Raw genomic sequence first — 13,440 nt, 5'->3', positions numbered from 1 at the left:
GGCAGCCTCCAGAGGCAGACTCAACGGCCCCGGGGCAGCAGCCCCGGGGCCGTTGGCCTATTCTGGGTCACGTTTAGCTGACGGAAGGTGCCGGACCACAGGTCGCGGATCACGCTGCCGCCCACGGCGTCCGTCACCCTCCCGAACCCGCCTACCGAGTGAGGTCACCGCCGTATGTTCGATGTCGACAGCCTGTTGACCACGTTCGGACTCGCAGGGGTCCTGCTCGTGATCTTCATGGAGACCGGCGTCCTCATCGGTTTCATCTTCCCCGGCGACACCCTCCTGTTCACCGCCGGGATCATGGCCGCCTCCGACAACGCCTTCGCCCCGCTGTGGGCCCTGTGCACCGGAATTCCGCTGGCCGCGGCACTCGGCGACCAGCTCGGGTACTCCCTGGGACGCCGCTACGGGCCAGCGGCACTGCAGTCCCGGGTGCTCAACTGGATAGGCCCGGAGGCCGTCGCCAGGACTGAGGGGTTCTTCGACAGGTACGGGGCGGTGACCGTCCTGTTCGCCAGGTTCATCGCCGTGGTCCGGACCCTCAACCCCCTGGTCGCGGGAATCGCGGGGATGCCCCGCCTGGCCTTCACCTTCTGGTCCGTCCTCGGCTGTGTGATCTGGGGAGCGGGTATCACCTGTCTCGGCTACCTGCTCGGCGGCGTCCCGTTCATCCGGGACTACCTCGACCTCATCATTATCGCGGGAGTGTGTGTGGTGCTCGTCCCGGTGGTCGTCAAAGTTGTCCGGCTCCGGACACACTCCCGCCGGGAGCAGGACCGGATACGGGAGACCCTCGCAGCGCAGGACGGTACAGAAACCGACACGGCGACCGGCACGGACGCCGGGGACTCCACAGACGACATCACCGGCAGAAACGCGGTCTGACCCTCTGTCATGTCACGCCCCGGCGCGGCGCAGAACGTACTGGACACAGTCCAGGGCACCGGAACCGATCAGAGCCTCGTGAAGGGCCAGCTGGTAGTTCCACAGCCGCCGGTAGACCGGATCGAACCCGGCCGCAGCAGCCTGACGCTCCCGCGAAGCGAAAGCCTCCCGCCACAGTCCCAGGGTCAGCGCCGCATGGGAGCCGAGATGGATCTCCCGCACCAGCTCCAGGCCGACACGGTTGGCCTGCTCAATGACCCGCTCCACCCGGGGATACTGCAGCGCCGGCCACACGTAGGCCCTCATCACGTCGAGGCTCCTGTCCACGACGTCTCCGGGAATCACCTGGTCCGCCGCGGTCGTCAACGACTGGACCACCGCCGTGCCCTGCGGCGTGAGCATCCGGTGCACGGCGGCGAGGAAAGCCTCTGACCCCCTGTCCCCCAGGGTCTCCATCCGTTCCACGCTGAACACGGCGTCATAGCTGCCCGACCACTGCCGCGGAGACGGCACCGTCCCCCTCACCGTCTCCACACGCACGGCACCGCCGACTCCCGCGGCGTGGGCACGTGACCTGACGACTTCGGCATGGTCGGCGTCCGAGGTCAGCACGTCGGCACTGGCTCCGCGCCGGGCTGCCAGCACCGGCAGGGCGCCCCCGCTGCCGGGGAGCTCGAGAACCCGGTCCCCGGCCCCTACCCGGGCGACGTCCAGCATCAGGTTGATCCGGTTGACCTGGGCCGGATCGAGGTCTGCGCGGTCCACCTCCTCGGGGGCGTCCATCCAGGTCACCACCACCGGGGTCTGCCTGCCGTGCTGGGAGACCAGCCGCGTCGCGGAGGTCCTGGTGCCGGAGGCGAACAGTGCCGACCCCGTCGCCCGGGTGCCGCCCGCGTAGAGCTCGACGAGGGCGTCCGGGATCTCACCGTTGACGACGTGCCCGAAGTCACGTCTGCTCCTGCGTGACAGGAAACCCCCCAGACCGGTTTCGAGAGGGCGTGACATCAGTACCTGCAGTACCTCGGGGAGTGGTTCGGCGTCCCATTCCTCCGCCATGTACCCCTCGGCCAGTCCGAGCCACCCGTCGGCGACCATCCGGTCGAGCACGAGCCCGTCATGTACGAGGAACCTGGGGTGACCGTCGCCGGCCAGGGACACACCGTGTTCACGGGTGAGCTCTTCGAGACGTTCCCTGATACGGGCGGCCCGTGAGCCGAGCAACGGTGCCTCCGGCCGGCGCACGAGATCCGGCCACCGCTCGGGGTCGATGAAACCCTCGGACACCGGCAACTCCTTTCAGTGTCGGCACCACCGGGGGCACTGACGGGGTGATCTCTCGCACAACAGGGGTGGTTTCCCCCACCCCTTGACAGGGCGGGAGGCACCAAACGGACATCAGCGGACGTGGCCGGCTCCGGAGACGTACCCACGCCCTGAACACCTCAGAACAAACCACTACACTAGTCGCATAACAACCGAGGTTGCCGTCAGACCGGCCGGCAGGGGACGTGTACCGCGTCATCGGACCGCCCGGACAGGTGTGCAACCGACCAAGAATTCCGGGGACGTCCGGCCGCACCCCACACCGGCGCAGTCACCGTCCCCGAAAAGCGAGGAGACTGATTCCATGGCATCCACCCCGACCCGCCCCGCCGGCGGTCGCCACCACGTCGTCATAGTCGGAGCCGGTTTCGGCGGACTGTTCGCCGCCAAGAGGCTCGCGGACGCCGATGTCGACGTGACCATCATCGACCGCACCAACCACCACCTTTTCCAGCCGCTGCTCTACCAGGTGGCCACCGGCGTGCTGTCCTCGGGTGAGATCGCCCCGACCATCCGCCAGATCCTGCGGAAGCAGAAGAACACCCGGGTCGTCAAGGCCGAGGTCCGTGAGATCGACGTCGACGCACGGACCGTCACCGGTGACCTGGGCGGCCGTGAGGTCGTCCTCCAGTACGATTCGCTCATCCTCGCCGCCGGTGCCGGACAGTCCTACTTCGGCAACGACCACTTCGCGGAGTTCGCCCCGGGCATGAAGAGCATCGACGACGCACTCGAGATCCGGGCGCGGATCACCGGCGCCTTCGAGCGCGCGGAGATCACCACCGATCCCGAGGAGAAGCGTCGCCTGCTGACCTTCGTCATCGTCGGCGCCGGTCCGACCGGCGTGGAGCTCGCCGGCCAGGTCGCGGAAATGGCCCACCGGACCCTCCGCAACGAGTTCCGGGACATCGACACCGACTCTGCACGTATCCTCCTCGTCGACGGTTCGCCCCAGGTTCTGCCCCCCTTCGGCAAGAATCTCGGCAAGAAGGCCCAGAAGAAGCTGGAGAAGCTCGGTGTCGAGGTCGTCACCGACTCCCTGGTCACCAACGTCGACGCCGAGGGCGTGACGTGGAAGAGCATGAAGACCGAGAAGGAGACCACTGTCGGCTCCTACTGCAAGATCTGGTCCGCAGGTGTCGCCGCCAGCCCGCTGGGCAGGATGGTCACCGAGCAGATCGACGGGGTGGACGCCGACCGTGCAGGCCGCGTCCCCGTCGGTGACGACCTCACCATCGAAGGTCACAAGGAGATCTTCGTCGTCGGTGACATGATGAGCCACGACCGTCTGCCCGGTCTGGCCCAGGTCGCCATCCAGGGTGGCCAGTTCGTCGCTGACGTCATCCGCGGTGAGGTCGAGGAAGGCCGCACCTCCCGTCCCGCGTTCAGCTACCACGACAAGGGCACCATGGCCATCGTCTCGCGGTTCTACGCCGTGGTGAAGATCGGTGACCGGGAGATCACCGGCTTCCCGGGCTGGCTCATGTGGCTCGCCGTCCACATGATGTTCCTGGTCGGTTTCCGTAACCGTTTCGTCGCCGCCTACAGCTGGGGGCTGAACTCGCTGTCGCCCAACCGGTGGAACCTGGTGGCGACCCGCCAGCAGCTTCACGGCCGCAACATCCTGCGTCGGCTGCGCGAACTCGAGGACGAGCAGGGTATCCGTTCCGTCATGGTCCGCGACAACCTCAAGGTCGGGGAGGGCCGCGACATCCGGCCCACCACCGACTGACATTCCCTGCCCGGCGGTGCCCGTGACCGTCTGAGCTGCCCCGGTGCCGTGGTCGTCCCCGACGACCACGGCACCGGTTTTTCTGCCGTGCCGGGAACGCGACCGTCCGGTGGGGGGAGCCGGTCCGGACGGCGTGAGTGTCCGCCGCCGGTGGAGGCCCTGCAGGGTAGGATGGTCCACCGTGACACGGGGTGCGTCGCCCATGACGCTGAGATCACACCCGTCGAACCTGCTCTAGTTCGTACTAGCGAAGGGAATGTCAGATGACATCTTCACGCCCGGTCCTCCCCCTGCAGGGTTCCGTCCCCAGGGTCCTGTCTGTCGCAGGCACCGACCCCACCGGCGGTGCGGGTGTACAGGCGGACATCAAGGCCATCTGCGAAGCGGGTGGCTTCGCGATGACGGTGGTCACCGCCCTGGTGGCGCAGAACACCCACGGGGTACGCAGCATCCACACCCCCGACACCGGCTTCCTCACCGACCAGCTGGACGCCGTCTTCGACGACGTCCGTGTGGACGCGGTGAAGGTGGGGATGCTCGGCACCGCGGAGATCACCCGTACGGTCACCGACTACCTGCGTGCCCACCCCGTCCCGGTGCTCGTCGTCGATCCTGTGATGGTGGCCACCAGTGGTGACCGTCTGCTCACCCCGGACGGGGAGAAGGCTCTTGTCGGACTGTGCCGCCTCGCGGACGTGATCACACCGAATCTCGCCGAGCTCGCGGTGCTGTCAGGGACCGGGCAGGCCACGACGCTTCCGGAGGCCGTGGACCAGGGACGCCACCTCGCCGCTGAACTCGGTACCACCGTGATAGTCAAGGGCGGACATCTGACAGGCGGTGGAGCGGACAACGCCGTCGTCTTCCCTGACGGTGAAGTCCACACTGTCCCGGTGGCACGCATCGCCACCCACAACACCCACGGCACCGGATGTTCCCTGTCCTCCGCCCTGACCACCCGCCTCGCCGCCGGAGAGTCCGTGGCAGCCGCACTGTCCTGGGCGACCCGGTGGCTGACCGAGGCGATCCGCTACGCCGACGACCTGCATGTCGGCACCGGAAACGGCCCTGTCGACCACACCCACCGGTCGCGCCGGCTCGCCGCCGCCGCAGACACCACCCCCTGGCACCATGTCCCGGATATGCCGGCAGCCCTGGAAAAGCCCGGGGATCTGTTGTCCGGCCAGTTCGACGGTGCAGGCACCACCCGGAAACCCCCGCGTATTCCGGCTGCAGGTCCGTGGACGGCGGCCCTGTGGAACGCGTCGGCGCACATCCACAGGTCCGTCACGGACCTTCCCTTCATCACCGATCTCGGCAGCGGGACGCTGGACCGGGACGACTTCTCCTTCTACCTGGCGCAGGACGCCGTCTACCTGTCCCTGTACTCCCCCGCCCTGGCTTCATTGGCGGCGTCCGCCCCGGACCAGGAGTCCGCACTGTTCTGGGTGAAGGGCGCGGCGGAGTGTCTCGAGGAAGAGGCCGAACTGCACCGCAACTGGAACGGGGACAGCGCCCCCGCCCTGCCCTCTCCCGTGACCGGGGCGTACACCTCGCATCTCATGCGGTGTGTCAGGACCCGTGACCATGTCGTCGGCGCCGCCGCAGTGCTGCCCTGCTACTGGTTGTACGCCGAGGTCGGGCTGGAACTCGCGGCCAACTCACCTGCGGACAACCCTTATTCGGCATGGCTGGAGACCTACTCCGGCAGCGACTTCACCGACAGCGTCCGACAGGCTGTGGCACTGGTGGAGAAGGCGTTCGAGGACGCCGGTCCCGCAGCGCGGGCCGAGGCTGCCGTCGCCTACCTCGACGCCTCCAGGTGGGAACTGGAGTTCTTCGACCAGGCTTCCCGCCGACACTGAACGTCGCAGCAGTCCCCCCCCGGGGGCTGTCAGCCACCCCCGGACACGGTTCACCCCCGCATCTGACTCACCCGGGCTCGGTGTCCTCCCACCACCCGGTCTCACCTGCGCGGTGCGACGACAGTCCGCAGCTCCGTGGTCGCCAGCAGTTTCCCGCTCGTGGCGTTGACATGGTCGATCCTCCACAACTGGCTCGTCCGGCCGGTGTGTACCGCGTGCGCGGTCGAACGGATGACGTCTCCGGGGACAGAGGGCCGCAGGAAATTCGTGGAGTTGGTCACACCCATGACGGAGGAGTGTCCCCCCGCAGCGATGAATCCGGCGAAAGACCCCGCTGATTCCCCGAGACTGGCGTAGACCCCTCCGTTGGTGATCCCCCAGGGCTGGACGTGGTCCCGGGTGACCGTGAGCTCGAGCACCATCTCCGGCAGGAAGGAGATGTAGCGGACGCCGAGGGTGGAGTCCAGTCCCCCGACCCTGCCACCGAGAATCACGGCCAGCTCGGCGGTCTCCGCCTCCGTGAGCCCACCGGACTTCACCTTCGCCAGCAGTCCGGTCATTCTGGTCAGGGCGTCCTTCGTACCGTCCTGCACTGTGGCGTCCTGCACTGTGGCGTCCTGCACTGTGGCGTCCTGTGCCTGCCCGGTCTGTCCCGGCTGTGCGGCGTCCCCGTTGAATCCTGTCATGGTCGACTACTCCTTGCTCCTCTGGCCGTCTGTCTGTCGCGGTCTGTCTGTCGCGGTCTGTCTGTCGCCGCCGGAAACCTCGCCGGCTGACCTGTGCACCGTCCTTCATGCACCGTGCAGCGCCGGTGACTGCCGGTGACTGCCGGTGACTGCCCGGTGACTGCCGGTGACTGCGAATGGTCGACGGTGCAGTCCCTGGTGAGTCTAGACACCCCGGCGCCGTGGCGGGCGGGTTCGCGGGTGCGGGCGCTACTATGGGTCACCATGACAGTTTCCTCCGCACAGATCGGTGTCGTGGGCCTGGCAGTGATGGGCTCGAACATCGCCCGGAACTTCGCCAACCACGGGTACACCGTCGCCGTCTACAACCGCACCACCGCAAAGACGGACGCCTTCATGGCCGAGTTCGGGTCCACCGGTTCCTTCCTTCCCGCGGCGACGGTCGAGGAGTTCGTCGCCTCCCTGGAGCGTCCCCGCCGCGCCCTGATCATGGTGCAGGCGGGTGCCGCCACGGACGCTGTGATCAACCAGCTCGCCGACGCCATGGAGCCCGGCGACATCATCATCGACGGCGGTAACGCCCTGTACACGGACACCATCCGGCGCGAGGCGGAGATGGCCGCACGCAACCTCCACTTCGTCGGCGCAGGTATCTCCGGCGGGGAGGAGGGTGCTCTCAACGGACCCGCCATCATGCCCGGTGGCCCCGAGGAATCCTACCGTTCCCTCGGCCCGCTGCTGGAGGACATCTCCGCCAAGGTCGACGGGACCCCCTGCTGCACCCACATCGGTCCGGACGGTGCGGGCCATTTCGTGAAGATGGTCCACAACGGTATCGAGTACGCCGACATGCAGGTCATCGGTGAGGCCTACCACCTGCTCCGCTACGCCGCAGGTATCGAACCCGCCGAGATTGCAGCGATCTTCCGCACCTGGAACGCCGGTGACCTCGACTCCTACCTCATCGAGATTACCGCGGAGGTCCTCTCCCAGGTGGACGCCGTGACCGGGAAGCCGCTCATCGACGTCATCGTCGACTCCGCCGGCCAGAAGGGTACCGGACGGTGGACGGTCAAGGCCGCCCTCGATCTCGGCATCCCCACCACCGGAATCGGTGAGGCGGTCTTCGCACGTGCCCTCTCCGGTGCCCGTGACCAGCGTGAGGCCACGACCGGCAACCTGCCGTCGGGTCAGTTGAGCACCCTCGCCGAGCTCGGCGTGTCCAGGGACGATTTCGTCGAAGATGTCCGCCGGGCCCTCTACGCCTCGAAACTGGTGGCCTACGCCCAGGGGTTCGACGAGATCCGTGCCGGATCCGACGAACACAACTGGAACGTCGATCCCCGCGATCTCGCCACCATCTGGCGCGGTGGATGCATCATCCGGGCCAAGTTCCTCAACAGGATCGTCGACGCATACAACGCCGATCCCGATGTCCGTTCCCTGCTCCTCGACCCCTACTTCAAGGGCGAGGTCTCGGGGCTCGTGGACTCGTGGCGACGCGTCATTGTCGTGGCCACCCGGCTCGGACTTCCGGTGCCCGTGTTCGCCTCGTCCCTGTCCTACTATGATTCGCTGCGTGCCGAGCGTCTGCCCGCCGCACTGATCCAGGGCCAGCGGGACTTCTTCGGAGCCCACACCTACCGCCGCACCGACCGCGCCGGGCAGTTCCACACCTTGTGGTCCGGCGACCGTAGCGAGGTTGAAGCGTAAGTGGAATCCTCCTCCGACAGACGTTCCTCCTCCAGCCACCGGCGTCGCCGAGTGGTCAGGGGAAGCCGCGCCACCGGCAGCGGTGCCGGTTCCGACTCCGGTGACAGACGTACCCGTAGCCAGGGCGGCAACTCATCCCGGGCAGGTCAGGGTTCCCGACAGGACTCCCCGACCGGACAGTCCGGCACCACAGGTCAGGGCGGTCACGCCGGGCGACGCCCCGGGCGTGACAGGCGCCCGGACAAGGTCGACCTTCAGGGCAGGCCGGTACGCGACGGCGCAGGACGCAGGTCCCGAAGCCCAGGCGGCTCCCGACGCCGACGCGGTCAGACCGACCGCCGGGGACCCGGCGGCAACGGCTCCGGTCAGGAACCGCGCGCGAACGGGGTCTCCCGGGCCCGCGAGACGCCCCGGGCAACCCCCCGGGCCACGACTCCCCACGCCAGCGCCCGGACCACGGCGTCCTCCCCCCTCAACCTGCCTTCCTCCCCCGCCTCCGGGGTGGACACCTCGGTCCGTTTCGCCGACATGGCTCTCCCCGAACCCGTCGTCAGGGAACTGGGGGCACAGGGGCTCGTCCATCCTTTCCCGATCCAGGCTGCGGCAATCCCCGACGGACTGGCGGGACGGGACGTCCTGGGTCGTGGGCCCACCGGTTCCGGCAAGACCTTCACTTTCGGTCTGCCTGTGGTCACGCGTCTCGTCGGGGGGTCCTCCCGGCCCGGACACCCGCGTGCCGTGGTACTGGTCCCGACCCGTGAGCTCGCCCAGCAGGTCGCAGAGCGTCTGCGTCCCCTGGCAGAGTCCGTGGGCCAGAGGGTGATCGAGGTCGTCGGAGGGGTGAACATCAAACGCAACTTCACGGCCCTGGCCCGCCCCGTCGATATTCTCGTGGCGACCCCCGGCCGGGCCGAGGATCTCATCGGCCAGAAGGCCCTCGACTTCGGTGACGTCCGGATCGTCGCCCTGGATGAGGCCGACCAGATGGCCGACATGGGGTTCCTCCCCCAGGTCAGGAGACTGATCGACCGTATGCCGCAGGACGCCCAGCACCTGTTCTTCTCAGCCACCCTCGACGGTGACATCAAGGTGCTCATCGAGCGGTACATGAACGATCCCGTCACCCACTCCACAGGGGAGGTCGCCGCGAAAGTCGACTCCATGGAGCACTACCTCGGCGTGGTGCGGGACAAGCCTGCGCGCAACGAAGTGGTCCTGGAGCTCGGTCGGGCGTCCACGAAGACGATCATGTTCATGCGGACCAAACACACCGTCGACCGTCAGGTCAAGAAGCTTGTCCGGGACGGGACGCCGGCAGTGGGACTCCACGGTGACAAGAGCCAGGGCGCGCGCACCCGCGCCGTCCGTGAGTTCACCGACGGCACGGCCACCGTCCTGGTTGCCACGGACATCGCCGCCCGGGGCATCGACATCAAGGGCGTGGACCTGGTCGTCCACATCGATCCTCCGGCCGAGCACAAGGCCTACGTCCACAGGGCAGGCAGGACGGCCCGCGCCGGCGAGAAGGGTGTCGTCCTCACACTGACGCTGGCCGACCAGGAGAAGGACACTCTCTCGATGATGCGCAAGGCCGGGGTCAGTCCGACCGAGTGGGCGCTCGACGGCCCCGGGAAGGCACCCGGGATCACGTCCCATCTCGGCGAGCTGGGGCTCGTGGAGGGTCGGTAGCCCGCCATGGACATCCTGCTCAGCATCCTCGGGCTCCTGGGCTTCATCCTGCTCACCGCGGGAACAGGGGTTTTCGTGGCGGTGGAGTTCTCGACCACGAGTCTGGAGCGCTCCACCATCGACAACGATGTCGCGACCCGTGGTGACGCGGCGTCGCGGATGGTGCAGAAGGCCCACTCGAACCTGAGCTTCATGCTCTCGGGCATGCAGCTCGGCATCACCCTGACCACACTGGCGACCGGTTACCTTGCCGAACCGATTCTCGCGAAATTCTTCACGCCCGCCCTCGAACTCGTCGGGCTCAGCGAGTCCGCCTCGCAACCGCTCGCCCTGGTCCTCAGTCTTGTCATCGCCACCGTGCTGTCGATGGTCTTCGGTGAACTGGTGCCGAAGAACCTGGCGATAGCCAATCCGCTGGGCACCGCACGGGTGCTCACCGCACCGGTCTGGCACTTCAACCGGATCTTCCGCGGGTTCATACGGGCGCTGAACTGGGTGGCCAACCACATCGTCCGCCGGTTCGGTATCGAACCGGCCGACGAGCTGGCGTCCGCCCGGTCCCCGCAGGAGCTCAGTGCGCTGGTGCGCCACTCCTCCGGGTCCGAGGGTTTCGACCAGTCCAAGGTACGGATCCTGGACCGTTCCCTGCGGTTCGGGGACGCCACGGCCGAGGACATCATGACCCCCCGCGCCAAGGTCGACACCCTGGACACCGACGACACCGCCATGCAGCTGATCCGGGTGGCCCACGACTCGGGTCATTCCAGGTTCCCGGTGGTCCGCGGTGACCTCGACGAAACTGTCGGGGTGGTGCATGTCAAGGACGCCCTGACCATTCCCGCCGGGCAGCGCTCGACCACCACGGTCGGCTCGCTCGCCCGTCCGGTCCCCACGGTGCCGGAGAGCCTCGGCGGGGACGCCGTACTCCGTCAGGTCAGACTGGCCGGTTCCCAGCTCATCCTCGTCGCCGACGAGTACGGCGGAACGGCCGGGATCGTGACCATCGAGGATGTCGTCGAGGAGATCCTCGGCGAGGTCTGGGACGAGCACGACAACCGCGAGGAGGAGCGTGAGGTCCGGCAGGTCGGCAGGAGCTGGGAACTGTCCGGACTGCTGCGGTGCGACGAGCTGGGTGACATCTGCGGGTACATCGCCCCCGACGGTCCCTACGAGACTCTCGGCGGACTGATCATGGCGACCCTGGGACGTATCCCGGCAGTCGGAGACAGGGTGCTGCTTCCCGTCGACGACAGGGGTGCCCTCGACTCTTTCGCCGAGGGACCCGAGGTCCGTTGGGAGGCCCAGGTCGAGTCCATGGACATCCGTCGGGTGGACAAGGTGATGCTGCGTCCCGTGGCCGCCACGAAGAAGGAGGACGACAGTGAGCGGTGACATCTGGGCGGTTGTCTTCACCGTCGTTCTGCTGGGCGTGAACGCCTACTTCGTCGGTGTCGAGTTCGCGCTGATCTCGTCCCGGCGGGACCGGCTCGAGAATATGGCGGCCGCCGGCAACAGGCGTGCCGGGCAGGTGATCAAGGCCACCGAGGATCTCACGATCATGCTCGCGGGGGCCCAGTTCGGCATCACCATCGCCTCCCTGCTGCTCGGTAAGGTCGGCGAGCCGGCCATCGCGCACCTCATCGAGGAGCCGTTCCATGCTCTCGGGCTGCCCGACGACCTGCTCCATCCGGTCGGCTTCGCCATCTCCCTGCTGCTGGTCACGGTGCTGCACATCATCCTCGGTGAAATGGTGCCGAAGAACATCGCCCTGGCCGGCCCGGAGTCGGTCGCGACGGTGCTGGTCGGTCCCCACATGCTGTTCTGCAGGATCGCCCACCCGATCATGGTGATGCTGAACTGGATCGCCAGGGTGACCCTGCACCTGGTGGGGGTCGAGCAGCGCGACGAACTGGACTCCACGGTGTCCCCGTCAGAGTTGGCGGAGATGATCTCGGAGTCCAGGTCAGAGGGCCTGATCGCCCCTGCGGAGGCCAGACGGCTGTCCAATGCCCTGAACTCCTCGAAACGTACCCTCCACGAGGTCCTGATCCCCCGCGACCGGGTCCGTGCACTGAGCTACGGCCCCCGTGGGCTGACGGTGGGGCAGATCGAGGAGGCCGTCTCCGAGACGGGGTTCTCCCGCTTCCCGGTGACGGACCCCGCCGGCAGTTACATGGGGTATGTCCACGTCAAAGATGTGCTGGACAATGTTCTCGACCCTGCCACCGGCCCGGACCAGCTGCTGGATGTGAAGGACCTCCGTCCTCTGATCACCGTCGAGGGCGGGGCCAACTTCGACGTGGCGATGAAGGAACTGCGTCAGACCAGTTCCCACATGGCACAGGTGTCGGAGAACGGCGTCATCGTCGGCATCGTCACTCTCGAGGACGTCATCGAGGAGCTTGTCGGTACCGTCAGGGACTGGACCCACGATGACTGACACGCTGACCCGGGAACTGCGTGTCCTGACCCCCGGGGACTGGACGAGGCTGAGGGACAGGCACGCCGCGGACGCCGACAGGCTCACGGCAGCGCACCGGGAACGCCGTTCACGCGGTGAGAGGCATCCGGTGTGGGACTTCATGTTCCACTACTACCCGGTGAAGCCCTCACAGCTGCGGCGGTGGAATCCGGGTGCCGGGGCGGGCCTCCTGCTCAACGGCATGCCGGAGGCCGCGGCCCGGGACACCGCGCTTCCGGGACCGTCGAAATTCCACCACCGTGTCATGACCGGTGCCGGTGAGGTGTGGACCGTGGACACCGACGCTTTCTTCACCGCCCGGGCGGACAGCGTGACGTTCATCCACCGTCTCCTGCGGGCGACAGCCGGCCGCTCCCCCAGGTTCAGCTGCTTCGGCATGCACGAGTGGGCGATGGTGTACCACGGATCTCCACGGCATCCGGAACCGTTGCGGCTCGGCAGGGAGGCTACCGACCGGCTGGTCGAGGAAAGACCGGTCAACTGCACCCACTTCGATGCCTTCCGTTTCTTCACCCCGGACGCCGCGCCGATGAACTCCTGCATTCTGACGCGGGAGTCCCAGGTCGACTCCGAACAGCCCGGTTGTCTTCACGCGACCATGGACCTGTACAAGTGGGCGACGAAACTGGGCCCTCTTGTTCCCGGTGATCTCTGGCTCGACACGTTCAGGCTGGCCTGCGAGATCCGCGCCACCGACATGGAGGCGGGGCCCTATGATCTCAGCGCCTGGGGCCATGACCCGGTACCGGTCGAAACAGCCGGAGGACGCGCAGAGTTCGCCAGGAGGCAGAGGAGTTTCGCGGACCGCGGTCAGCGACTGCGCAGGAGGTTGACCGAACTCCTCGAGACCACGTACCCGCAGTTGTGCGATACACCGGTACCGGAGTCGCGCAGGTTGTCCGACGCGACGGTGGAGAACCCCGCGACTGCGGGCGGTCCCGGTGAAGGAGGTCGGTCCCGGTGAGCGGTCCTGTGACGTCTTCCGGGAATTCTTCCGGGAACTCTTCCGGGGGTTCGTCGGGCGACAGCCGGGATGTTTCCCGGGCCCGTCACCGCAGCGGG

The 13,440-nt window shown here is 67.4% G+C and carries 10 protein-coding genes and 1 riboswitch; of the genes, 8 read left to right on the top strand and 2 right to left on the bottom strand.

Annotated features, from left to right (window positions below):
• Positions 1 to 174 precede the first annotated feature (174 nt).
• Positions 175 to 888: a DedA family protein gene (locus E0E18_RS01625; RefSeq protein ID WP_078057333.1), complete on the top strand. Its 714-nt coding sequence runs from the start codon at positions 175 to 177 to the stop codon at positions 886 to 888.
• Between the two features lie 12 nt (positions 889 to 900).
• On the opposite strand, the gene E0E18_RS01620 is transcribed toward E0E18_RS01625, so the two are convergent.
• Positions 901 to 2,172, bottom strand: a complete 1,272-nt coding sequence (locus E0E18_RS01620) for a class I SAM-dependent methyltransferase (RefSeq protein WP_110481449.1) — start codon at positions 2,170 to 2,172, stop codon at positions 901 to 903.
• Between the two features lie 343 nt (positions 2,173 to 2,515).
• Here E0E18_RS01620 and E0E18_RS01615 point away from each other — a divergent pair, with 343 nt between their 5' ends.
• Together E0E18_RS01615 and E0E18_RS01610 are read left to right on the top strand one after the other, a co-directional pair.
• Positions 2,516 to 3,943 (top strand): NAD(P)/FAD-dependent oxidoreductase, encoded by a 1,428-nt coding sequence (locus tag E0E18_RS01615; RefSeq protein ID WP_130839165.1) that lies wholly within the window; start codon positions 2,516 to 2,518, stop codon positions 3,941 to 3,943.
• 177 nt (positions 3,944 to 4,120) lie between these two features.
• Positions 4,121 to 4,217, top strand: a riboswitch (TPP riboswitch).
• Positions 4,207 to 5,808, top strand: coding sequence for a bifunctional hydroxymethylpyrimidine kinase/phosphomethylpyrimidine kinase (locus tag E0E18_RS01610; protein WP_130839164.1), 1,602 nt, complete (start codon positions 4,207 to 4,209; stop codon positions 5,806 to 5,808). Its footprint overlaps the riboswitch before it by 11 nt.
• 101 nt (positions 5,809 to 5,909) lie before the next feature.
• Here E0E18_RS01610 and E0E18_RS01605 read toward each other — a convergent pair whose 3' ends face one another.
• Positions 5,910 to 6,494, bottom strand: coding sequence for a PaaI family thioesterase (locus E0E18_RS01605; protein WP_130839163.1), 585 nt, complete (start codon positions 6,492 to 6,494; stop codon positions 5,910 to 5,912).
• 264 nt (positions 6,495 to 6,758) lie between these two features.
• On the opposite strand from E0E18_RS01605, the gene gndA reads away from it, so the two are divergent.
• The 5 genes from gndA to E0E18_RS01575 all read left to right on the top strand — a co-directional run bounded on the left by gndA (position 6,759) and on the right by E0E18_RS01575 (position 13,342).
• Positions 6,759 to 8,207, top strand: a complete 1,449-nt coding sequence (gndA, locus tag E0E18_RS01600) for an NADP-dependent phosphogluconate dehydrogenase (RefSeq protein WP_110481453.1) — start codon at positions 6,759 to 6,761, stop codon at positions 8,205 to 8,207.
• Between the two features lie 528 nt (positions 8,208 to 8,735).
• A complete protein-coding gene (locus E0E18_RS01590) occupies positions 8,736 to 9,896 on the top strand; it encodes a DEAD/DEAH box helicase (RefSeq protein ID WP_078057330.1) in 1,161 nt (386 codons plus the stop codon).
• Positions 9,897 to 9,902: 6 nt separating this feature from the next.
• Positions 9,903 to 11,288, top strand: coding sequence for a hemolysin family protein (locus E0E18_RS01585; protein ID WP_066587565.1), 1,386 nt, complete (start codon positions 9,903 to 9,905; stop codon positions 11,286 to 11,288).
• Entirely contained in the window at positions 11,278 to 12,336 is a 1,059-nt protein-coding gene (locus E0E18_RS01580) for a hemolysin family protein (protein ID WP_066587557.1), read from the top strand. The genes E0E18_RS01585 and E0E18_RS01580 overlap by 11 nt, the downstream gene beginning before the upstream one ends.
• On the top strand, positions 12,329 to 13,342 hold the full coding sequence (locus E0E18_RS01575) for a 3-methyladenine DNA glycosylase (RefSeq protein ID WP_237559588.1): 1,014 nt from the start codon (positions 12,329 to 12,331) through the stop codon (positions 13,340 to 13,342). Before E0E18_RS01580 ends, E0E18_RS01575 begins: the two co-directional genes overlap by 8 nt.
• Positions 13,343 to 13,440: the final 98 nt, after the last annotated feature.

The sequence above is a fragment of the Corynebacterium neomassiliense genome (assembly GCF_900626215.1).
Taxonomy (GTDB): Bacteria; Actinomycetota; Actinomycetes; order Mycobacteriales; family Mycobacteriaceae; genus Corynebacterium; species Corynebacterium neomassiliense.
The sequence above is the reverse complement of the archived record's forward strand: the minus strand, read 5'-3'. Positions and strand labels throughout refer to the sequence as shown.

Bases quoted from the DNA above. Each gene is read 5' to 3' on its own strand.
- E0E18_RS01585 (WP_066587565.1), top strand. From the start codon at position 9,903: ATGGACATCCTGCTCAGCATCCTCGGGCTCCTGGGCTTCATCCTGCTC.
- E0E18_RS01615 (WP_130839165.1), top strand. From the start codon at position 2,516: ATGGCATCCACCCCGACCCGCCCCGCCGGCGGTCGCCACCACGTCGTC.
- E0E18_RS01575 (WP_237559588.1), top strand. From the start codon at position 12,329: ATGACTGACACGCTGACCCGGGAACTGCGTGTCCTGACCCCCGGGGAC.
- gndA (WP_110481453.1), top strand. From the start codon at position 6,759: ATGACAGTTTCCTCCGCACAGATCGGTGTCGTGGGCCTGGCAGTGATG.
- E0E18_RS01605 (WP_130839163.1), bottom strand. From the start codon at position 6,494: ATGACAGGATTCAACGGGGACGCCGCACAGCCGGGACAGACCGGGCAG.
- E0E18_RS01610 (WP_130839164.1), top strand. From the start codon at position 4,207: ATGACATCTTCACGCCCGGTCCTCCCCCTGCAGGGTTCCGTCCCCAGG.
- E0E18_RS01590 (WP_078057330.1), top strand. From the start codon at position 8,736: ATGGCTCTCCCCGAACCCGTCGTCAGGGAACTGGGGGCACAGGGGCTC.
- E0E18_RS01625 (WP_078057333.1), top strand. From the start codon at position 175: ATGTTCGATGTCGACAGCCTGTTGACCACGTTCGGACTCGCAGGGGTC.